The sequence below is a fragment of the Natrinema salifodinae genome, assembly GCF_900110455.1.
Classification (GTDB): Archaea; Halobacteriota; Halobacteria; order Halobacteriales; family Natrialbaceae; genus Natrinema; species Natrinema salifodinae.
The window spans coordinates 17,760-37,552 of record NZ_FOIS01000007.1 but is presented as its reverse complement, the minus strand read 5'-3'; the positions used below and the strand labels follow the sequence as shown (position 1 = coordinate 37,552).

Annotated in this window: 22 protein-coding genes; 1 reads left to right on the top strand and 21 read right to left on the bottom strand. The window is 60.5% G+C overall.

The window, feature by feature from the left end; genetic code table 11:
* The first annotated feature begins 30 nt into the window (after positions 1 to 30).
* Entirely contained in the window at positions 31 to 627 is a 597-nt protein-coding gene (locus BMY29_RS20255) for a metal-dependent hydrolase (RefSeq protein ID WP_074854890.1), read from the top strand.
* A gap of 246 nt (positions 628 to 873) precedes the next feature.
* Here the strand turns inward: BMY29_RS20255 and BMY29_RS20250 are convergent, their stop codons facing one another.
* From BMY29_RS20250 to BMY29_RS20775, 21 genes are all read right to left on the bottom strand, one after another.
* Positions 874 to 1,254, bottom strand: coding sequence for a helix-hairpin-helix domain-containing protein (locus BMY29_RS20250; protein WP_049991456.1), 381 nt, complete (start codon positions 1,252 to 1,254; stop codon positions 874 to 876).
* A complete protein-coding gene (locus BMY29_RS20245; protein WP_049991457.1) occupies positions 1,254 to 3,173 on the bottom strand; it encodes a hypothetical protein in 1,920 nt (639 codons plus the stop codon). Before BMY29_RS20245 ends, BMY29_RS20250 begins: the two co-directional genes overlap by 1 nt.
* The gene (locus BMY29_RS20240; RefSeq protein WP_049991458.1) at positions 3,173 to 4,747 is read right to left on the bottom strand and encodes a hypothetical protein; all 1,575 of its coding nucleotides are present in this window, start codon (positions 4,745 to 4,747) and stop codon (positions 3,173 to 3,175) included. The genes BMY29_RS20245 and BMY29_RS20240 overlap by 1 nt, the downstream gene beginning before the upstream one ends.
* Positions 4,744 to 5,712: a hypothetical protein gene (locus tag BMY29_RS20235; protein ID WP_143067761.1), complete on the bottom strand. Its 969-nt coding sequence runs from the start codon at positions 5,710 to 5,712 to the stop codon at positions 4,744 to 4,746. The genes BMY29_RS20240 and BMY29_RS20235 overlap by 4 nt, the downstream gene beginning before the upstream one ends.
* On the bottom strand, positions 5,705 to 5,956 hold the full coding sequence (locus BMY29_RS20230) for a winged helix-turn-helix domain-containing protein (RefSeq protein ID WP_049991460.1): 252 nt from the start codon (positions 5,954 to 5,956) through the stop codon (positions 5,705 to 5,707). The genes BMY29_RS20235 and BMY29_RS20230 overlap by 8 nt, the downstream gene beginning before the upstream one ends.
* A gap of 324 nt (positions 5,957 to 6,280) precedes the next feature.
* Positions 6,281 to 8,380 carry a hypothetical protein gene (locus BMY29_RS20225; protein WP_049991461.1) on the bottom strand — a complete coding sequence of 700 codons (2,100 nt, stop codon included), beginning with the start codon at positions 8,378 to 8,380 and terminating at the stop codon, positions 6,281 to 6,283.
* A complete protein-coding gene (locus BMY29_RS20220) occupies positions 8,377 to 8,865 on the bottom strand; it encodes a hypothetical protein (protein WP_049991462.1) in 489 nt (162 codons plus the stop codon). The genes BMY29_RS20225 and BMY29_RS20220 overlap by 4 nt, the downstream gene beginning before the upstream one ends.
* A 2-nt stretch (positions 8,866 to 8,867) precedes the next feature.
* The gene (locus BMY29_RS20215; RefSeq protein WP_049991463.1) at positions 8,868 to 9,128 is read right to left on the bottom strand and encodes a hypothetical protein; all 261 of its coding nucleotides are present in this window, start codon (positions 9,126 to 9,128) and stop codon (positions 8,868 to 8,870) included.
* A gap of 3 nt (positions 9,129 to 9,131) precedes the next feature.
* Complete coding sequence (locus tag BMY29_RS20785; protein ID WP_143067760.1) at positions 9,132 to 9,335, bottom strand: hypothetical protein; 204 nt, start codon at positions 9,333 to 9,335, stop codon at positions 9,132 to 9,134.
* A complete protein-coding gene (locus tag BMY29_RS20210; RefSeq protein ID WP_143067759.1) occupies positions 9,328 to 10,239 on the bottom strand; it encodes a hypothetical protein in 912 nt (303 codons plus the stop codon). Before BMY29_RS20210 ends, BMY29_RS20785 begins: the two co-directional genes overlap by 8 nt.
* 9 nt (positions 10,240 to 10,248) lie before the next feature.
* Complete coding sequence (locus BMY29_RS20205) at positions 10,249 to 10,473, bottom strand: hypothetical protein (protein WP_049991465.1); 225 nt, start codon at positions 10,471 to 10,473, stop codon at positions 10,249 to 10,251.
* On the bottom strand, positions 10,466 to 11,176 hold the full coding sequence (locus BMY29_RS21545) for a hypothetical protein (protein WP_241471315.1): 711 nt from the start codon (positions 11,174 to 11,176) through the stop codon (positions 10,466 to 10,468). The genes BMY29_RS20205 and BMY29_RS21545 overlap by 8 nt, the downstream gene beginning before the upstream one ends.
* A gap of 183 nt (positions 11,177 to 11,359) precedes the next feature.
* Complete coding sequence (locus tag BMY29_RS20195) at positions 11,360 to 11,770, bottom strand: hypothetical protein (RefSeq protein WP_049991466.1); 411 nt, start codon at positions 11,768 to 11,770, stop codon at positions 11,360 to 11,362.
* An 82-nt stretch (positions 11,771 to 11,852) separates the two neighbouring features.
* A complete protein-coding gene (locus tag BMY29_RS21805; RefSeq protein ID WP_049991467.1) occupies positions 11,853 to 12,845 on the bottom strand; it encodes a hypothetical protein in 993 nt (330 codons plus the stop codon).
* Positions 12,846 to 13,047: 202 nt separating this feature from the next.
* The gene (locus BMY29_RS20185) at positions 13,048 to 14,004 is read right to left on the bottom strand and encodes a hypothetical protein (RefSeq protein WP_049991468.1); all 957 of its coding nucleotides are present in this window, start codon (positions 14,002 to 14,004) and stop codon (positions 13,048 to 13,050) included.
* Entirely contained in the window at positions 14,001 to 14,510 is a 510-nt protein-coding gene (locus tag BMY29_RS20180; RefSeq protein WP_049991469.1) for a hypothetical protein, read from the bottom strand. Before BMY29_RS20180 ends, BMY29_RS20185 begins: the two co-directional genes overlap by 4 nt.
* A complete protein-coding gene (locus tag BMY29_RS20175; RefSeq protein ID WP_049991470.1) occupies positions 14,507 to 15,040 on the bottom strand; it encodes a class I SAM-dependent methyltransferase in 534 nt (177 codons plus the stop codon). The genes BMY29_RS20180 and BMY29_RS20175 overlap by 4 nt, the downstream gene beginning before the upstream one ends.
* On the bottom strand, positions 15,033 to 16,205 hold the full coding sequence (locus BMY29_RS20170) for a glycosyltransferase (RefSeq protein WP_049991471.1): 1,173 nt from the start codon (positions 16,203 to 16,205) through the stop codon (positions 15,033 to 15,035). Before BMY29_RS20170 ends, BMY29_RS20175 begins: the two co-directional genes overlap by 8 nt.
* Entirely contained in the window at positions 16,202 to 17,173 is a 972-nt protein-coding gene (locus BMY29_RS20165; protein WP_049991472.1) for a glycosyltransferase family 2 protein, read from the bottom strand. The genes BMY29_RS20170 and BMY29_RS20165 overlap by 4 nt, the downstream gene beginning before the upstream one ends.
* A gap of 121 nt (positions 17,174 to 17,294) precedes the next feature.
* Positions 17,295 to 17,672 carry a hypothetical protein gene (locus BMY29_RS20160; protein WP_143067758.1) on the bottom strand — a complete coding sequence of 126 codons (378 nt, stop codon included), beginning with the start codon at positions 17,670 to 17,672 and terminating at the stop codon, positions 17,295 to 17,297.
* 57 nt (positions 17,673 to 17,729) lie between these two features.
* On the bottom strand, positions 17,730 to 19,754 hold the full coding sequence (locus BMY29_RS20775; RefSeq protein ID WP_143067757.1) for a hypothetical protein: 2,025 nt from the start codon (positions 19,752 to 19,754) through the stop codon (positions 17,730 to 17,732).
* Positions 19,755 to 19,793: the final 39 nt, after the last annotated feature.

Below are 19,793 nucleotides of genomic sequence, written 5' to 3'. Positions count from 1 at the left end.
CGGTCTCGCGTTCACGAACTTCTTTATCATGTGAGGTTCTGGTTCTACCTGATCAAAATGGGTGGGTTCGACGAACACGTTCGAGCGGGAGCAATCGTAGCGATCGTTGCTGCCGCTCTTGCGGGCACATATGCGATTAAAGAGGGCTATCCCCCACGAACGATAGCAATTCTAATCGGAGGCGTATTCACTGTTCTATTAATAGGATCAGTGCTTCCAGATATCGACATCCATTCGTCTATCCCGAGACGATACCTTGGGAAAATCCTCATCGGCACGGCTGTCGTTGGGGCTCTATTCGTGTCCGTACAAAATCCATGGATACCGAGGATGGTCGGATTGAAATTGGTGACTGCGCTCGGACTGACAGAACTCCCCGTCAGCGTGGTTGGTAGTAGTGTACTGGTAGTCGGGCTTGCGGCAGTTGCAAAAGGAGCGGGACACAGCCTTGATGAACTGCTAACCCATCGTGGCGTCACTCATACGGTTGGGTTCGCTGTGTTTTTCGGTGGAGTCGCGTTGCTCCTATCTAGGAGATCGCTGTCACTCGAGATAAAACTCGCAACGATAATTGGGGCTGCGGGTGTTGTTGGCGTGCTCGTGCACACGCATTGGGTAGATCGATAGATACGGCCTACGTGTTGATCGCTTTCGAGGTAGAGGCACTTCTCTAAGCTGGTCTCTCTTTAAATGGGTCACTCGTAATTACACTATATATGTATGGTTGAAGAAATTGCGATCAACCTCTGTCTGAATAACTTCGAAATCACATTGTACCTATTCACTCCCTGGGCCATCGATAAGTTACATAATGAGAGTGGTAGCGAGAGCCCATCACGCTCCCATACTCGATAGAGCCTGGTTACGTACCTATCACTCCGCGTTTCCGGTGGATCGAACCCTTTCGAGCACGGCCTCGGCCAACTCCTCTCCAATCCCCGGCACGCCCTCGAGTTTCTCCCGATCGGACGCACGCAGCTCGTCCAGCGAGTCGTACTCGCGGGCGATCGCCTTCGAGCGTGAGTCAGAGACGCCATTGACGTCCTCGACGACCAGCCGGATCGCCTCGTGGTCGTCGTCGACGGCCTCCTCGATGCGGCGCTCGAGTTCTGGTTCGTCGATCATGCCCTCGGCGTAGAGGCGTTTGGCCTCCTCGATGGGGTCGGGGTCGCTTTCGAGGCGGTCGCGGACGCTTGCCGCGAGGATGATCGCCGCGATGAGGCCGAGTTCCCACACTGACGGATCGTCGTACATCAGTGCAGGACGTACTTCCCGCGCCGAACGTCGATCTCACCGCGTCCCTCGAGCGCCCGAATCGCTTGCTTGTACGCGGCGTCGGCGTACTCTGCTTTCATTTCTTTGTCCAGCTTTTCGACCTCGAGCTCACCATCGTGCTCGCGTAGCGTCGCGTCGATGCGGGTCTTGATATCACCGCGGTACTCGTCGGCGACAAAGCCGATATCGACGTGACCGTGCTCGGTCGCTTCTTCGAAGTAGTAGTGGGCGAATGAGGGGCGAATCTCGCCGCTCTCGAGGCGCTCACGCACTTCTTTCAGGACGACGCCCACGAGGACGTCTTTGTCCCGGTGGGCGAGTTCGTGGCCGTCCACGCGGGCCACATAGATGTCCTCGCCGTCGGCGTCCTCGAGCGTGAACGCTTCGACAACGACCTCCGACCGGCCGCTATCGCGGTTGGCGAAGTCGATAAAGCGGTATTTCGACGCCTGCCATGCCATCGTCGCGAGTCTCGCGAACGCTCCGACGATGATGCCGACGAGGATCGCTGCCGGCGGGCCAGCACCGGACTGAACGGCAAATGGGAACGAGAGCCCGAAGCCGACGAGGACGGCGAGAATCGGAATCCCACGAGAAAATAACATCCCGCGGACGAGCTGGGAACTCAGCGCCCGGCGGCAGGCCTCGCGGAGTTGCGAGGCGAGATCGGGGTAGTTCCGCGCGACGAGTGCCAGCGCGAAGACAACGACGGCCACCGCAGGGAGTTTGATGTGCCACGGGGCGCGGGCCACCTCGAGAGCGACGGCAAAGAGGCGGCCGCTCCCGACAACAGACACCGAGTACGCGACCACCAGCGGCAGACAGAGCAAGCCAGCGGCCGCGAAGACCTTCCGGCAGACGAGGTAGACGGCCACGAGTTCGGTGTTCTCGTCGGGCCACTGCTGGCGCGTGACGAGACGGGCACGCAGGTCGGCGACGGCGTCTCGGCCGAACACGACGGCGATAAAGCCGGCCGCAAGCAGCCCGAGTACGTCGCCGATGATCGATAGGCCGACGAGTCCGAACAGTCCGCCGACGACGGTCGCGACGGCCGCCCCGACGACGTAGATCATCGCGAGGACACCGACCAGGCCGCTGGCCGCGACCCGTCGGTCGGGGTACAGCGTTACGTCCAGATCCTCGGCGGTGACACGGTCGAGCCACGTAATGACGGCCGCGCCGGCAAAGAGGGTGAGCGACAGGGCCAACCAGTGCCGGTACAGCGCTTCGCCGGCGAGCAAAACCAGCGACAGGCCAAGCGGAAGGGCAACCTCCGAGCCGGGGAACGCGGTCGCAAGCGTCCCAAGGAGTGAGACAACCGGCTCGAGCGTGATGTTGAAGCCGGCTGATTCGCCCCCAGACCACCACGATATCGGGAGGTACAGGACCGACCCAGCAACGAGGATAAAGGCACCCTCGTAGGCCAACTTCGAGGCAAGCCCCGGCAGGACACGGGTCCGTTCGTCCCATACCTGGCGGAACTCTGCAAGCGATTCACGGACCGTCGCGACGTCGTCGGGCCGTTCGCCGTCGAACAGCCCGAGAATCCGGTCGTGATAGCCGGCGAGGGATTCGCTTCGGTGAATCGTCAGTTTCGTCGGTGAGACGTTGATCAACTGGGGCCGAATCGCCCGCAGGTGGTCGCGTTCGCGTTCGTCGGTCGCGTCGTACTTGAGGTAGCTGTTCGCCGCGGCGATGAAGAAGATCAGCGTCGCGAACGCGAGCCACGAGACGGCCGTCCGCCACTGGCTGACAGTACTCGAGCCCCCGAGGAGACGCAACAGGGCCGCAGAGGCGGCCAGCAAGAAGATGATGTACGCCAGCCCCCAACGGAAGGCAAAGCGGTCCGTTCCCTCGAGTTTCACCGGTGCACTCTTCTCGAGTAGCCGCAGGACCATCAGTCAGCACCTCCGACGCCATCAAGGTTGATTCGGGAACTCGAGACGCCGTCGAGTTCGGCGGATTCGACGCGTTCGTTCAGTCGCTCACCTTTGTCCATGTGTTCAGCAGCGCACAGCAACTCTTTCTGGTACATGTACGCGGGCGGGAAGTCTGCCTCGTCGTGGAGAATTGTATCCATCTCCATCAGGAACGACAGCAGGTCCATCTCCCGGCGGACGTTGCCCTCGTCGTCGGTGTACGTGTCGTGGTCGGCGACGAACTGCATGAGTTCAGCGAGGACGCGAGCGTACTGTTCGCGGTCCTCGAAGTCGCCGGGGAAGGAGGGGTTCAGTTCGTCGATCAGCTCGGCGTCGCTCACCTCGTCGTTGTCGATCGGGAAGTTGACCCGCGAGATATCGATCTCCTCGTCGAACACGCGCTCATCGAGGTCGTCGGCCGGGATCATCTCGATAATCTCGCGAGCACGGTCGTTTTCGTACTCGAGATTCGAGAGGTCGAACGTTTCCACGTGGCCGGTTCGCTCGCCGCCGTCGGAGATCGGGATCGACTCTCCGTCATCGTCACCATCGTCCTCGAGCGAGCCTTTCACCGCACGTGCCTCGATAAGCTGGCCGTTTTCGTCGTACTCGAGGCGGCCGACGTAGCCGACCTGGGCCATCATCTGGAGCATCGTTCCTTTGACCGACGCCGGCGACCGGAAGAGGCTGTACTGCTTGAACGCCAGCCACGTGTTCCGACCAAGGTGGTCACGGAGTGCACGGGCGATGTGGTCGGGGAACATCTCGTTGAGGCTCATCTGCGGGATGATCTTTCGAGCCTTCTGAAGCCACGCGTCGTCGATCTCGCGTTGCATTTCCTCGAGTTCGGCGAACTGTTTCTGCGTGCGGTTCCGGTAGCGGTAGTGTTTCGCGATCGAGACGACCACAATCGCGAGGATCAGACCGCCGATGACGAGCCCGCCGGGCGTCCAGAACAGCATCGTCACCGTCCCGATCATGTCGTTGAGCAACGACTGGCCGGGGGACGCGAAGAAACCCTCTTTCTGGAGGCCGCTCCGAATCGTCTCCGTTGGGTCCTGCCCGGGTGCGATGTTCTGGGCGTCGCGTTTGACTGATTCCCACGTTGAAAGTTCGTCCTGTTGGTCGTCGTACTTACTCTGGGGAACGTGCGCCCACGCAACGTCTGAGACGCGAACATCAGCGATATACCGCGTCGTTGCGCCGTTCTCGCGGACGTCGAAATAGACGCGTGTCGTTGCCTCGTTGCCCTGCGGATCGAACGTGAACGTCTCGGTTGCGTCGTTCGGTTCGATCGTTCCGGGGCCGTCGAGGACTCCGACGTCGGTCACGTTCGAGTAGTTCGCATTCTCGAGTGTAAGCGTCTGTTCGGGGCCGTGGGCGTGGTAGACGGTCGCGTTTTCGGCGCGGTCGGTCGAGACCTCAGCGTCGATGTAGTCCGGTTGCGAGACCGTTACCTCCGCTCGTTCATCCGCGAAGGCAGTCCCCGACGCGGCGACGAGCAGCGACGAGATCGCCAGCAGTGCAAGCAGGGCCGTGGTGATGCGTCTCATTGGTTCATCTCCTCCTCGAGTTTGTCGTAGGGGTTCTCGAAGTCCTCCACGTCCGTCGTTCGGCGGCCGTCCTGGTCGAACATCCCACGGAGCATACCCAGCAGTTGCAGCGTTTCTTTGAGTTGCGGCGCGGTCTGGCTCTCTTTGACGTTACGAAGCTCTTCGTTGGATTCCTGGTACATGTCGACCTTCTGGTCAAGCGTCTTAATCGAGTGCTCGAGACTGTCGATAAGCTGGTTCACGTTGTCGACGACATCCTCGTCCATTTCGTTCGGCAGTGGCGTATAGCGATCCGAGTAGAGCCCGAACTCGTCGTACTCGAGGTCCGAGGCGTGGGTGAACATGACCGTGCCGAAGTTGTCGGTCTCTTTCGTGACCGTCGTCGCGTTCAGTCGATCAACGACGGGTTCCTCGCCCGCGTCGTCGCTCCGGTTCGACCGGAGTTTCGACGCCTCGTAGGGGAGGTCTCGCTTCTTGAGCGGGCGGGAGTTGAAGCCACCATAGGAGAGATCGACGTAGGGCGAAAACAGCGACCGACCGGCTTGCTCGCCTTGCTCTTCCCCAAGGCGGAGATCGAAGTCGTCGCCGTAGTAGACCAGCGACTTTGCCATGTCGATGTAGGCTTGAATGCCGTCCTGCCGGCCTTTCAGGTACACCAAGAGGCTGTAAGACAGGAATCCGAACGCACCAAGCGCCAGCGGATTCTTGAACGTCGTTCCAAATATCGGATACAGATACAGGACCAACCCAGCAGACAGTAAGAGGCCAGCACCGAGTAAGAGCCACTGGGCGGCCGTACTCGGCGTGAGTCGTTCGCGGATCGACGGGTCCGGGTCCTCCCACGTATGGGGATCATGAACGTCTCGAGCTGACGGCTCGTCTGGGTCTTTGGTCCGGCGCTGTCGGAGGTGGTCTGGCCAGTTGAAGGGGTTGAACTTCGAGCCCGGCGACGTGGTCTCACTCATCGGCCGTCACCTCCTGGCGATACTCGTCGGGCAGCTCGTACAGTCCGCGATCGACCTTCGTGACGACGTCGTTCTCGACGAGTCTCGAGAGTCGTTGCGAGATGTACTGTTGGACGACGCCGATCTCGCCGGCAAGGTAGCGCGGCGTGCAGCGGCCCTCGAGCAAGAGCCACAGTATTTCTTCGTCGACGTCCCTCAGTTCGATGCTGATCCGGCTCGTCTTGATTGTGGTAGTCTGATCCATGCGGAGCGGATGCTGGTTGGTTCATTGATTGAACACTGGATCGGGAATTGCGATGTTGATAATTCGTTAGTTGGAATTGCGATACGACGGCTCGAGGTCGATTGGCGGCGGTCGGTCGGTGGAGTTGCTTCTCACGTGTGCGTAGGCGCGTTTCATGAAATTTTGCTGTACTATTTGATTCCGCGGGCGTAATGCGCGCGCTTTCCAATATACAGGACTATCGCTCAGGGCCAAGACCGGTAGACATGGTGGGCATCCCGACTTCCTCTTGCGATTTTAGGTAGCCGACGCGATAGGCCTGTGGTAGCCTTTGGTGGCCGTGGTCTATATTGGAACGTCCTCGCCACGAAGCACAAGTGTCCGGTGAGCATACTTCCGCTCACCGTCGACAGTTGGCTTCGCATCAGTGTCGTCCCCAAGGTCGAAGTGGTTCTTTACGCGCCGATGGATCTTGTCGTGGCTCATAATCTTCTTGTCTTGGACTTTCGCCCACTCGTTGTACGTGTCTGTGATGTACTCTTTGACTGCGTAGTCGTTCATGTCGTTCGTCTGGTCGATGAACTTCTCGCAGAACTCCGCGACCGGGTCGTCCGGCGTGTCGTCGAACTTGAGCCGTGCCGGGACGTTCGCGTTCCACGGCGCCGGGAGTAGCTTCTCGCCGGTCTCGTCGACTCGAGCCCGCATTCCGAGGCCGCTACCGTCCTCTTTGGCTTCGAGGTGGTGACACGGCGGCGGCGCGAACTGAATCGGCATGGTGTAGCCGTCCTCGTTGACAAGCGCGCATTTCCCCGGTTGTTCGAACTGGGCGATCGTCTCTGCCGGGTCGGTGTCGTCGAGTCGCGTCTTGAAGATATTTTTCACGTCGGGGACGTGGCTTTGGAAACAGTAGATGTGGTCGAACAGCCCGGATACTTCCGATGAGAGTTGCTGTTTGAACTCCTGCGTGTCCGCGATAATCTCGGTGTTCGCGTGGCGGGCCAGCGCGAACAACTCTGAGAGTGTATCGATCATGTAGCCCTCCATCGTGCTCTCTGCCTCCTGTTCGGACTTGCTCCGTGGTGCGACCTTGTGCATCTCGCGCATCACGATGGTCATCGGCGCGAAGTTCTCGGTCAGATTGTGCCGCGTGAGTTGCTCACGGGCGTCGTAGACCGAGTCGAGTAGGTACGACAGTACCAGTAGCCGGTCCGAGGGCTCGCGGATGGTGTGGACGGTAAACGAGGTAATCACGTCCTCGTTTTGCATGATGTCTGACCAGTCGAGTTGGTGCTCACACTCCTTATCCCGGATGAAGGACTTGCCTTGTGCCGTCTCGAGGGCCGTCTCGATGCGATCGCACACCGAGTCACCCGCGCCGGTTTTGTTTCGGACTGTGTCGGCAACGTCTTTCAGCGTCCAGTCGCGCCCGGAGTTGACGAGCTTCTGGTGGGCCGATCGGAGGTGATTCTCCTGAGTCGGCGTCGTGTTGTGCAACAGCATCACCAACTGTCGGAAGGTCAGATCCGACGCCGGGATTGTAAACGGCCGCATCACCGGCTCGTCGCTGTCCTCGTTGTACGGCACCTGCATTTTCTCGAGGCCGGGCGAGAGTGGCGCCATGATCTCGAGGTTCGGCCGCTCGTCCCAGTCCTCGAATCCGGCACCGAGGTCCATCGCCTCGCGGGCTTCGATCAGATCCGCGTTCGTCGGCTCCTGTTGGGGGAGGTCGTAGGTCGCGTTCTCTGATTTGAAGAAGTCGACGAGGTCCACGATCTTGTGGCCGTTGGCATAGGAGTCGAGCACCATTGACTCGACGGCCGTCGACTTGCCCGACCCTTTCGAGCCCGCACAGAGGATCGTTTTCAGCTCGTCGTCGGTATCGCGAATGTCAAGCGTGCCGCCGGCGGTCGAATCCGGCCGGACGTACCGCTCGCCGAGTTGCATCGAAAAGCCATACACCGGCTGTTGTTTCTCGAGGCGCGAGGGCAGGTAGCCCTCCATGATCGCCGCGCTCTCGAGGCTTTCAAACACACCATCGAGGATGCGCTGGCGGTGTTCTTCGGGCGTTTCCCCCCGGTTCGAGCGTGCAGATAACCATTCCCTCCCGTCGACGGATTCGGGTGTGAGATAGCGGTCTTGGTTCTCGAAAAACCGCGAGAGTGCGGTCATATGCCACCCGTAGGGACTGTCGTGCAGGCGTTCGTCGTACAGCCGCAGGCTGTACCGATCGATATCCAGCACTGGCAGCAGGCCCGCCGAAATGATTCGTGCAAGCTGGCCGTACTCGCCTTTCGACTGGGCTTCGTGGCCGTCGTCGATCGCCGTCCGAATCCGCTGGCGGATCGCTTTCTGCCGATTCTCGAGTTCCTCGTCGGTCCGAAACTCGTGATAGGACAGGACGTTCGGCCCGGTGACGGCTGGGCCAGTGTCGTAGGCCTTGCTCATTGAGTTGGCACCTCGCGAAGCTCAGACGCACGGTCTTCGAGCAGTTCGTTGTGGATCTTCGAGATTTGCCGATGCAGTTTCCCCTCGCGTTGGTCCCACGCATCGAGGACTTCGTGCAGCACCTCGGCGCCGGCGTGGCGGTGGATGTACTCGAGGGCACGCTTCCGGCCGCTTTTCTGGGGCAGGACCGAGTCGCCGTTGTACCGGATCTTTGCCGGGATTTTGCCGTTCGTCAGCGGGCATGTCGGGTTTGAGCACGTACACAGTGGGCCACGATTGCCGCGCTGTTTCTCCGCGTAGGCTTCGCTGACGTATTTGGCGACGTGCTGGTCGAACGCTTTGTCCGATTGCAACGAGATGTACTCCTGGTACACCTCCGGCAGTTCGTTCTCGAGGCGATCGCGCACCTCGGGGTCGACGCTGTCACGATCGAGTTCGCGTTCGATCGCATCGAGTCGGTCGCGTGGGTCTCTATGGAGTGGCATGGTTAGACGAGTGCTTTGTCGGGGCGTTCAACCGCAAACCAGATGGTCGCGAAGGCGATCAAGCCAAGGGCGATCAGAAAGAGCATCGTGCTCCCGCTGCGGAGGAACGTAAACGCAATCAGTACGATAAGTATCGCACCGACAACTCGGCGGAGGAAATCGAACGTGTTGTACGCCGATTCGACGGCCTCGCCGTGGCGGTAGACCACCAACAGCGTCAGTAGCACCGTCGCGACGGCGGGAAAGATGAATCCGGCATCCATCGCTTATCTTCCCCGCTTGAGTCGGAACAGGATTCTCGAGAGGACGAAGTACAACACCAGTAGGATTGCTCCCCACACAACGGCGACGATTAGGACCGATGCGAGACCGGTCGTCAACAGGAACGTCAGCGCGATGGTGATGAAAAAGAGCCACAGGAGCATCCCGCCGATGCCGCCGATTTGTGGGTCTGGTAGTAGTTTACCCAAAGAGATCACCTCCGTCGAAGAGATCCTGAAACCGATCCGGGATTAACTGGATATCTCGGATATTCCCACGAAGGCGGTCCATGAATGTCGCGTTGACCTTGTATCGGACCGTCGGCGGGTCCTCGGTTTTCGAGACGATGTACGAGGTGCTGTTCTCTGAGTCTCGCGTGTAGTAATACAGGTCTTGACGCATGGATTCACCCTGCGGCGCGTTGATCCACGTTTCTTCGGGCTGGTCTGGCGTCGCGTCGTACTGGACGGTTAGCTGGTCGGAATGCGTACCGATCTCGTAGCCCGGCCCCGATGTGAGCTCGTCTGCCGTGACGTAGTTCCACTGCGAGCCGTCGCCTCGAAGTGTGACGCCGACCGATTTGTTCATCCGCTGGTCGACGCGCTCGAGGGCCTTGTAGCTCATCGAGTCGTACCACTTCGCCGGGAGGACGACATCGGCCGGGCCGTCAAACTCGAGGACGACCGACGTGTACTCGCCGCCGCGGGCGGGTTCGAACGTCGCCGTGTGGTCTGTCGTGATTGATTCGACGCCCTCCTGCTTGTACGGCGTCCAATACTCCTTTGGGATGAGGATGCGGACCGTGCGCGTCGCCTCCTCGTTATACTCGAGCCGGAGGTAGTCGTTGACGGCGTCGGTCGGCGTGAGTTTGTGCTCGAGGCCGACCTCGCTTTTCTGCGTTGCCACGGTCGCGGTCATATCGATTCGAGTGAGTCTCGTCGATGTGTGACCCTGACTGTTGAACTCCGAGACGGCGTCGGAGGAGTCAAGGTCGTGTTGTGCCCCGATATCGGTCACGTGCTCGTCGGTCGTCCCGTCGGCTGCCAGCGCCGGCAGCGCGAACAGCGAACAGACGAGGAGCGCAACCACTACCAAGGATCGAATGCGAGTCATGGGATTACCTCACAGCGGCCACCGGTCGTCGACGGCTGGAATGAGCCGCAGGAAGCCGAGGAACGCGAACAGCAGGACGACCGGCACGAGGATGAGTGTCCCGACGAGTCCGATACTCGAGGTCATAATCACGAACGCCGCGAGAACGACCGAGCCGATGATCTGTTCTTCCGGGCTGCCGGTGCCGATCGCGTTGGCGATCTGCGTTTGGGCTTCTTTGACGATATCAACCATTAGAACTCACCTCTCCGACCAGGATCTCGAGGACGCCCTTGCTGTCGGGGCCAATCGTAATGCCGTCCCAGTAGCGGCCCTTCAGTTCTTCGACGTATTCACCGTCGGGCATTGCGTGGTTCCCGTCGCCCGATTCGTCGATGAACTTGCGTCGGTACTCCATGAGGTCGTCGTCGGCCAGCCGGGCGTGAGAATCCTTGATTCCGACCTGATAATCAGGGTTCTCTGGTGCTTCAATCCGCCAGTCGATCGCCGTGAACTCCTCTGTCGAGTCGTCGTACTCAGCTTCGATGACGGTCTCGACGCGGTCGCCCTCTCCGCGGATGGTCGACTCGAACACGTCGACCTGGAGCGTCGTCGTCCCGAGCGGTTCGACCTCGTCGTGCTCCGAGACGAGCCAATTGCCGTAGTTGATCCAGTGCTCTTCGTTGGCGACGAACTCGTTTCGCATCCCGTCGGCGAGGTTCTCGAGTGACGGTGTCTGTGCGAGCGGCGACTGGCGGGCACTTCGGAAACCTCGAAGGAACGCGAAGATGGAGCCGTTGCCGACGTCGAACCCGCTTGCGAGGAGGCCACCCGGCGGGCTGTCGTCGTCGGTCTGGGCGCTGGCGGTCGTCGTTGCGAGCCCGGCAGTCCCAATCGCCGTGAGCGTGGCGCCGGTCTGCCGCAGGACTCGTCGTCGGTGTGGATCTTTGAGTTTCATGGTTGGTCTTGTACTGAAAACGAAGGGTGGGGGGTCGGTTGGGAGAGGGGGCGAAGGACCAGAGGCGAGGAAAGCGCCCTCGAGCCCCACTGGTGGCCCGGTAGGAGACCGGGCACGCGACCGACGGGAATCGAACCCGCATTGCAGAACGCCAGTCCCGGCCGCTGGGCCGCACTGCATTACTTACTCCGCCGCTCGTCCGGTCCGATTCGCCCGCGCGACGCTATCGAGATCGGCCATGTACTGTTCTGCGCGCGCGTAGGCTGCCTCGCGCTCGAGGTCCGACGCGATCACCTCGGATCGGCCGTCAGGGAGTTGGTGCGTGACCGTCCACAGTCCCGAGAGCCCGCCCGAAGTCAGTTGGATGTGGTCGGCCTGGCCGCGACGGGACCAGGTCTTGCGGAGCGGGAGGTCCTCATCGCAGAGCCAGTCCCCATCGGGGCAGACCGATGGACTAGGCCGCAGATCCAGCGACGTCGTCGCCGCATCGAACAGCGTCAGCCCGGCCTCGCGAAGTCGTGGGACCAGTGCCCGTCCGCGATCGCGGTCGGTCTCGGTCGGTTCGAGCGTCTCGTGGTGATCGTGCGTTGCCATAAGGACCCGCCACTGGAGTCGAACCAGTGCAAGACTGCCTGTGCGGGTCGAACGCAGAATCAGTTAGCAAACAGTGCGTCCGTTACGCGCCGAGACGACGGCGGCCGCCGACCACGAACAGCACGCCGAGCGAGAACCCGCCGATACTGAACGCCTCAAGGCCGTAGGCGCTGAACAGGTCACTGAATCCGGGGTCGGAGTTAACCTGCATGTCGATCGAGGACTCGCCGTCGTGCTCGTCGCCGAGCTCAAGGACCAGCGCGTCCGTCGAGCCGCTGGTATCGTGTTTCAGCGCCGAGGTGCTGCTATCGAGGTCGTCGGGCAGCGAACTCGCGTAGGCCTTGACCGCCGCGTCGTCGCCGAGTTGGGCGAGCGTATCGTCGGACCAGGTGGCGCTATCGAGCGAGCCGAAGTTATCGTCGAAGTGGCTCGCAACCGAGTCGTTTGCCATGTAGGCGTAGACCGTCGTGTTCGAGCCGTCGATGTCCCGCGACGTATCGAGCGAGGTCGCCTGCTCGCCCGTGAACGGGATGTTGATACCGGCGACCGTCTTCGGATCTTTGTCCGTGTGGCTCAGGCCGTAGGCTTCGTTCTCGACCTGGTGGTCGCCGATGTACATCACGCTGCGCTCCATCGTGTTATCCAGCGTGACGTCCATCGTGGTCAGATTCGCGTTCTCGCCCTCCCAGTCGCTCTGGTTGGCGATCGTGACCTTGACCGACTTGTTTTCACCAGCCTCCATCGGGACGGTTTCTAAGTCGTCGCCCGAGAGGTTGAAGCCGTACTCGTCAGCGGTCGCGTTCCGCTCGTAGAACGCATCCGAAGAGTTGTCAAACTCCGCGTGAACCTGCGCATCCGAGGCGTTATCGCCCGTATCGGGGTCCCAGACGACGAGTGCGCCGTCCTGTGCATCCGTGTTCGTGTAGTTGATCTTCTGTGTCGTGTTTTCCGAGGCGTTGAAGTCGACCCACGTATCGGTGTCTTGGAGGTCCGAATCGGAGTCGACGGTCGGTTCGGCAGCGGCACTGGAGCCAGCGAACGCGCCGATGCCCGCGAGGGCGACCAGCGCGACCATAAGCAGCGTCGTGACTGTGTTGCGATTAAATTTCATTAGCGGAATTTGATGTCAGAGAACGGTTGGTTAGCGTACGATTCGGGTCCTCCCGGGTAGGGGTATCGGGTGGTGGGACTGGAGGTGAGGACGGTGGTGGTACCACTGGCGGCGGGGGAATCCCTCCGACCGTCCACCGGATTGTGTGCTCTCTCATCGGAGTTTCCTATGCATAGCCAAGTGCCGAGAGTCGTTCGTCGACGTCGATCTCCGCAGTGTCAGTCTCGTCGGCCCGGGCCTGATAGGCCGGCTCGTAGCCGCCCGCATCGGTTGCCGTCGTCTCGATCCACGGGACGCGTTTGACCGCGGGGGCGGGGACGTACTTCGGGTGGCCGTAGACGCCCCACTCGCCGAGGCCGTTGGCGTGGTCCGACGAAATGACGACGTTCTCGGCGTCGAGATTGCGGAGGAGCAACTGAACGTCCTCGAGCACAAATTCGAGATTGCGGCGGTAGCCGTTCCAGAGTTGTTCTTCGGTGAGTTCACCGTCACGAAGCCGGTTCCAGACGGATTTGTGAACGCCAGCGCCGTCGCCGATTTCTGATTTCTCGAACCCGTGCGACCACTCCTCGTGGACGAACGGGCCGTGTGGTTGCAGGTACCAGACGATCATCTGGTCAGCCTGGCGATCGTCACGCCGCCAGTAGTCGACCGCCGCATCCGTCACGGGCCGCGGGAGGACCGTGCCGTCGTCTTCCGACCAACTGTGCGTCCAGACTTCGTCGAGATGCGGCCAGCCAGCTTCGTGAACCCAATCGTGTCTCGTGAACGCGTTGGCCGCGACCATGGCCGTGTTCTCGATCTCGGCCTGATACTCGTCGGTGAGGTGACGCTCGAGGAACTCCTCGGACATGCTCGCCGAGCTGTAGACCGACGGCACATCGTCAGGCAGGAACGCCCACTCGTCGGCGACCGATTGCATGAGATCGTGGCGGCAGGCGTCGAGTAAGACGAGCACGTCCCAATCGCCACGCTCCCAAAACGACTCGCCGTAGTTGATCCGTTGCCCGACGCGGCGGCCGACGCCGACGCCGAACTCTTGGGCGGCAAGCCGCCCACCACGTCGAAGGCCTTGCTCAGAAACTAACTCGCATGATTCGTTGATCCAATCTGTGAAACTCATTGGTCGATCCTCCGGAAGAGTTGCTCGCCGCAATCGGGACACCGAATCGTTCGCTCTCCTTTGTGCGTCCCCGGGACGCCGGCCTTGTTACAGCGGTTGCACTCCGGGACGACCGTCGCTTGGCCGCCGTCGGTTCGCGGAGCGTCGGTCTCAAGGCGTTCGAGGATCGCTTCGGTGTCGCGTTTGAGCGGCGAGCGTTCCGATCGCTGACTCTGTGTTTGTCCGAACGCTTGCTCGCCAGGCATGAGTCCGACGTAGTCGAACGCGCCGTAGACCGCGAGTGCGCCGGTCCCGGCGACGAGAAAGGCCATGAGCGAGCCGAACACATCCTGTAACAGCGGCGTCGTCGAGTAGGCGGCCGTCATGGCCGACCACATGGTAATCATCCGCGAGAGGATGCCCGACCGCTGGAACAGGCGTTTCGCCGCGCCGAGTCGGACTTGCCACCGGCCGAGGTTGCCGACCGGCTCGAGTTGCGGGAGGACGCCGTCTCGGGAGATCTTCATTGCTCGACCCTCCGATAGACCGCGGTGAGTTCACCGCCGTAGCAGCGGGCCGCGGCCCACGCCGGCCAGCGGCGAGCAGCCGCTTGGAACAGCGGCGTGAGTGGCGCGAGTGGGCCGCCGAGCCACGTCCGAACGTTGCGGTCGACCAACTCGAAGGGAACTTCGGGGTCCCACGGGCGGCGATCGGGCGCGGAGTACTGTTCGGGCGTTTCGTAGGTCCACTTCGTTTCGTGATCGTTGTCCATTCGAGCGTTGACCCCCAGCGGGACGGTGATTTCGAGGGTGCCGCCTGATCGGAGTACCCGCGCACACTCCTCGAAAAAGGCCGTCGGATCGGCCAGGTGTTCGAGGCCGTGGCGGGCTTCGATGTATGTCACACTGTCATCCTCGAAGGGGGTCCACGGGTAGTCGGTCAAGTCGAGTACGAGGTCGGGGTCCACGTCGGGATTGGCATCGACGTTGATCGCCTCCTCTCGGTAGTCCTCGCCACAAAAGAGGTGTAACCGGTCGCGGGCGTGTGCGTTACTCATCGGTCCCTCCGTCAGTGACGGCCAGTTGTGCGTCGTCGGTCGTCTCGAGTGGCCGGTCGTAGGACACGTCGATGGCGCTGCGTTCGCGGGCCTCCATGACGATGCGTTGCATCTCTCGGGCGAAGCGCTCACGTCCGAAGTTGTCGGCCGCGAACGTCTCGAGTTGGGTTGGCGACCATGCCGCGCCCTCGCGCTCGAAGCGGTGAATCGCTCCGTCGAGGTCACCGGGGTCGCGTCCGAAGGTGTAGCCGTTCTGGCCTGCGAGGATTTGGTGTTGCGTGAAGCCCTCGTTGACGCCAAGGACGGGTGTCCCGCTTGCGAACGCTTCGATGGGACACAGCCCGAAATCCTCGTTTTCGGCGGCGAAAATAAAGGCCCGACACTCCGCGAGTCGGCGGCGTTTCTCGGCTTCGCTGAGGTAGCCGACGAATTGAACACTGTCGTCGGCGATCGACTCGAGACGGTCGCGGTCGGGACCGGAGCCGCCGACCACGAGCTGATAACTGTCGTCAAGCCGCGTGAACGCCCGCACGATCTGGTCGATTCGCTTCGAGGGGTAGAGTCGGGAGAACGTGAAGTAATAGGTCGGTTCTGCCGTGGCGTGCTCTTGTCCGTAGCTTTCAGTATCGACCGGCGGGTAGACGACTTCGAGTTTGTCCTCGGGGACGCCCCAGTATTTCCGGCAGCGCCTGGCGATCACCTCACTATTGGCGACGAAGACGTCCGGGTGTGTAAGCGTCTCTTGATAGAGTTGGCGGGCGGCTTCGGCGTAGGCGCGCGTGAGTGCTCCGGGGTCACCGTTGGCCCACCGATCGTAGGGAGTGCGTTGTGGAGAGTGGACGTATTTGATGATCGTTTGGTCGTCCTGCGGGACGTACCAGCCAGGATTGTTGCCCGACTGGATAATCGCGTCGTAGTCATGGAGGTCGGAAGCATGTCGCCAGGCCTGAAAGTAGGTCAGATCGCGAGCGAACACCGATCGCTCCATGACCGACGCCCACGCGCCGTCGCAGATCGGTTCCGGATCGAGATCGTCGGCCGTCGCATCCTCGCGGACCAGGCCGGCGTAGATATCGGCGTCGAACGTGCGAGCGAGTGTATCAGCGACGTGTTCGCCGCCGCCGCGTTCGAGGTAGTGTTCGTGTGCGACTGCAATTTCGGTCATTGGGTTTGGGCCTCCGGGTGTGGTGTCTCAGTCGGTGTCTCGAGTGTCGTCGTGCCGCCGGTCAGATAGCCGACGCCGACCGCGGCCGTGACTGCGAGGAGCCAGGCCGTCTCGACGAGTGGCCGTGGCGAGCGGTCCGTGACCGTTTGGGTGAGTCGTTCTGGAACCCACGTACCGAGCAGTCGTCCGAGGTAGTCGGCTTCCGTGTCGGTCGCGTCGGGGAGCAGGTCAGCGAGCAGGCGTTTCGAGCGCCCTTGGAGGAACGACCGTTCGAGGATCGTTCGGCGTTCGAGCTGGTAGTCGTCGACGTGGTGGGTGACGACCGCGTCGGGGTTGTAGTGGACGCCCTGGCCGAAGCGTTCGCGCAGGCGGGCGCACAACTCGGCCTCCTCGCCCTGAATCTCGTGACCGGGGCGTTTCCCGAGTCGTTCGTCGAAGCCGCCCAGCGCGTCGAAGACGTCCGCGCGGAACGAGATGTTGCAGCCGAACGTGTTGCGAACCTCGCGGATGCCCTCGCCGTCGGGAGCGAACCCGCGGTGGGTCGCGCCGATGAGCCAGTCGAGTTCCGGTGGCACACGGGCCGGCCGGTCGTCGGGCCAGGCCGGCGTCGCCGGGCCGCCCGCCGCGATCGCGTCGTGGGCAGCGTAGCACCGGACGAGTTCGGCGACCCAATCCTCCGACGGCTCGCAGTCGGCGTCGGTAAAGGCGAATATCTCGCCGTCGGCGACGGTCGCGCCACGGTTGCGTGCCGCCGACAGGCCAGTCGCGCCTGGTGTGTGATCGATCACGACCGGCGCGTCGGCGTACCGGTCTGCGAGGGAGGCCGCCAGGTCGGGTGCATCGTCGACGGTGACGACGATTTGGGGCGTATGAGTCTGTGCGAGCAGGCAGTCGATCGCCGTCTCGAGCCGGTCGTTTGGACCGGCGACCGAGCAGACGACCGAGACCTGTGGGTGGTCGGGTGTCATAGTGTGCGTGAAAAGTGTAGGATACCGTCGGGTGGGACTCGCACCCACGTCTACCGACGGCGAAGGCCCGCCGACGGAGTCGAACCGTCGTGCTCCAAAACGGGCGAAGTGTTAGTTACGTTCAGCTTTCAGGAGTTGGCGGACGGCGCGTCGACGTCGAAGCCCAGCGTCTCGAGACGGTCGCGCCAGTCAGTGCCGCGAGGACGGCATACGTCCCGACGTTGGCCCCGATATCCCACAGGACATCGTCGGCCTCGATCGCCGCGAGTAGATCGGCCATGACGTCTCGCTCGCCGTGGCCGCGAGCGCGGTACAAGTCTTCTTTGCTGTCGACGGCGATCGTGGCGCTGACGCCGTCGACCGACAGGGTCGCAGTTTGGGTGAGTTGTGCTGCCAGGTGGCCTGGTGGGTTGACTGCGATCCAATCGCCGATACCGCGGGCCAGTTCGTCGCGGCCGCCCGTTCGGTACAACTCGATGAGTCGTGTTGCTACTGTCATTGTTGTGGTGGTATTCCTCAAAAATAGGCCACAATGTCGCCGTTCAGGGCAGACTTATTACGCCGACGCAATCTGACTCCATGTGCCGTTATTGTAGAGGTACGTATTGTTGTTCGACGTGTCCCGTACTTGGATTCCCTCTTCGCCGTTCTGGTACCAGTCACCAGTAGATGTAGGATCACCCGAGTTGTATCCCAGCCCATTGATTACTGTTCGGACCCCGGTGGTGTCTAGCGTATTTGCCTGGCCTTCCCAACGGCAATCTTCGACTTCCATTCGAAACTTCACATCTACCCCACCATTCCCAACAGCGGTCCCGTGGAAGAAGCCATCAACATAGGTCCCCCCATTTGTCTGATCCCCAAGAACATAGACACCATTATCGCTATTGTTCTCCGACAGAATTTCTAAATTCGCATTACTGGCATTCGTGGACCCATTTACTTGCAGAACGGTACCGGCGAAACCACAATCTTCTGCGCGGATAGATCCATGAATATTTGAGAAGTTTATTGCCTTGAATCCACTATGGTCGCTAGCGGTAACATCAAGGTCAACGGTTAATCCATCACAGTGATAGTTGTTCGAATTATCCCCATTCACAAAGACCGCTCTCGAAGATGTGCCAGTAGCCTTGACTTTGCCCTCTATTGTAAGTCCATCCCACCCATTAGAGGTGCGAGCAAGGAAAATAACGGCAGCATCGTTAGAAACAGCTGACTCGACATTGATATTCGTGACTGTTAGATCGTGCACGGGCGCGCTCGAATTGGCACCCACAATTGCATTCTCAGAGCAACTTCCATAAACTCCATCAATAGTTACTCTCTCAGGCGGGGAAAATGCGGTCTTGGATGTGAAAGATTTGTCTGCACTTCCTTTGACAGTGACTATTTGATCTACACCAACTCCTCGGATATTATTATATTCGCAGTCTTTGTCACCACCGAAGTCAGCAACTTCCATTCCAGAGGCTAGGTTAATGCCGAGAGCGCCATTTACAGCACATCCTTCATTGATACCCTGTGAATCAACAACCTCGTCTCCTCCCAGTCCGATAGTATTGTTAAACTCGCAACCAGTACACCCCTCAAATGCAAGTAAATGGGTACCGCCGCCAGTCCCATAATCGTCAGAGTAGAGATAGTCAGTCGTACAATCATCACAATCAACGAGCCAAACGCCTTGATGGAGATCGACCATATTCCCACCCTCGGACCGAATGTGGCCGTTACTCACCGAATTCCAGTGGATCGGCTGGCCGCGTTCGTGATTCGCGTTGTTCCCATCTATGGTTCCTCTGTTGACAATGGTGATGTCAGAAACGCCGCTAGCGAAAAAGACGGGCGTGTGTGTATTCGAGTTGTTATCAGAGATTGTACTTGGAGTTGTACTATCTTTAATTTTTATATGTGCACCGGATTGTATAATGACGGTAACGTTAGACGAGGAGATATCTACCCAGTCATTGAGAGTATGGTTGCCGTTTTCGAAGACAACAACTCCGGGTGAGGAGACCGCGTTGTTCACGTCGGCCATTGAGTCAGATGGAGATATAAATGTACAAACTCCAGACATTTCACCTATATTTGCCGATTGAATGTGCTGTTCTGGGATTGGATTCGATTCCGTCCCTGTCCCTCCAGTAGCGACCCATCCGTTTGAGGATGTGTTCCGGTACGTGATATCTTGGTCTGTCGCCTCGTATCGAACCCCAGCCGGGAGATCTCCGCTCGCCGGACGGTCGGCGATCGTACCCTCAAGCCAGCCCGTAACGTCGACGTTGTCGAGATCGTCGAGTTTGGTTGCACCGCTGCCACTGGCCGCGGCGTCAATTCGAACGCCGTCTTCTGCGGTCTGCTCGACTGAGAGGTTGTTCCCAAAGTCGAGTTGTGTGATGCCCTCGCTGACCGGACTTTCGGCGTTGAGTACGCGGAGGATATCGTACTCAGTTTCCTCCTCGTCGGCGAAGATCGACCAATCGTCCCAGAAAGCAAGCGGCATCGATGCGCCTGCCGCCAAGGTGTCTCGTCGGGTCAGTTCGGCTTCCTCACCGTCTGATTTCGCGTTCCTCTCACTCATTGGTACCTCTTAGTTGATTTCTCGTAAGGTTAGTTAAAT

Excerpts from the sequence above, each read along its gene's own strand:
- BMY29_RS20250 (WP_049991456.1), bottom strand. The coding sequence starts at position 1,254 with ATGTACGACGATCCGTCAGTGTGGGAACTCGGCCTCATCGCGGCGATC.
- BMY29_RS20245 (WP_049991457.1), bottom strand. The coding sequence starts at position 3,173 with ATGGTCCTGCGGCTACTCGAGAAGAGTGCACCGGTGAAACTCGAGGGA.
- BMY29_RS20240 (WP_049991458.1), bottom strand. The coding sequence starts at position 4,747 with ATGAGACGCATCACCACGGCCCTGCTTGCACTGCTGGCGATCTCGTCG.
- BMY29_RS20235 (WP_143067761.1), bottom strand. The coding sequence starts at position 5,712 with ATGAGTGAGACCACGTCGCCGGGCTCGAAGTTCAACCCCTTCAACTGG.
- BMY29_RS20230 (WP_049991460.1), bottom strand. The coding sequence starts at position 5,956 with ATGGATCAGACTACCACAATCAAGACGAGCCGGATCAGCATCGAACTG.
- BMY29_RS20225 (WP_049991461.1), bottom strand. The coding sequence starts at position 8,380 with ATGAGCAAGGCCTACGACACTGGCCCAGCCGTCACCGGGCCGAACGTC.
- BMY29_RS20220 (WP_049991462.1), bottom strand. The coding sequence starts at position 8,865 with ATGCCACTCCATAGAGACCCACGCGACCGACTCGATGCGATCGAACGC.
- BMY29_RS20215 (WP_049991463.1), bottom strand. The coding sequence starts at position 9,128 with ATGGATGCCGGATTCATCTTTCCCGCCGTCGCGACGGTGCTACTGACG.
- BMY29_RS20210 (WP_143067759.1), bottom strand. The coding sequence starts at position 10,239 with ATGACTCGCATTCGATCCTTGGTAGTGGTTGCGCTCCTCGTCTGTTCG.
- BMY29_RS20205 (WP_049991465.1), bottom strand. The coding sequence starts at position 10,473 with ATGGTTGATATCGTCAAAGAAGCCCAAACGCAGATCGCCAACGCGATC.
- BMY29_RS21545 (WP_241471315.1), bottom strand. The coding sequence starts at position 11,176 with ATGAAACTCAAAGATCCACACCGACGACGAGTCCTGCGGCAGACCGGC.
- BMY29_RS20195 (WP_049991466.1), bottom strand. The coding sequence starts at position 11,770 with ATGGCAACGCACGATCACCACGAGACGCTCGAACCGACCGAGACCGAC.
- BMY29_RS21805 (WP_049991467.1), bottom strand. The coding sequence starts at position 12,845 with ATGGTCGCGCTGGTCGCCCTCGCGGGCATCGGCGCGTTCGCTGGCTCC.
- BMY29_RS20185 (WP_049991468.1), bottom strand. The coding sequence starts at position 14,004 with ATGAGTTTCACAGATTGGATCAACGAATCATGCGAGTTAGTTTCTGAG.
- BMY29_RS20180 (WP_049991469.1), bottom strand. The coding sequence starts at position 14,510 with ATGAAGATCTCCCGAGACGGCGTCCTCCCGCAACTCGAGCCGGTCGGC.
- BMY29_RS20175 (WP_049991470.1), bottom strand. The coding sequence starts at position 15,040 with ATGAGTAACGCACACGCCCGCGACCGGTTACACCTCTTTTGTGGCGAG.
- BMY29_RS20170 (WP_049991471.1), bottom strand. The coding sequence starts at position 16,205 with ATGACCGAAATTGCAGTCGCACACGAACACTACCTCGAACGCGGCGGC.
- BMY29_RS20165 (WP_049991472.1), bottom strand. The coding sequence starts at position 17,173 with ATGACACCCGACCACCCACAGGTCTCGGTCGTCTGCTCGGTCGCCGGT.
- BMY29_RS20160 (WP_143067758.1), bottom strand. The coding sequence starts at position 17,672 with ATGACAGTAGCAACACGACTCATCGAGTTGTACCGAACGGGCGGCCGC.
- BMY29_RS20775 (WP_143067757.1), bottom strand. The coding sequence starts at position 19,754 with ATGAGTGAGAGGAACGCGAAATCAGACGGTGAGGAAGCCGAACTGACC.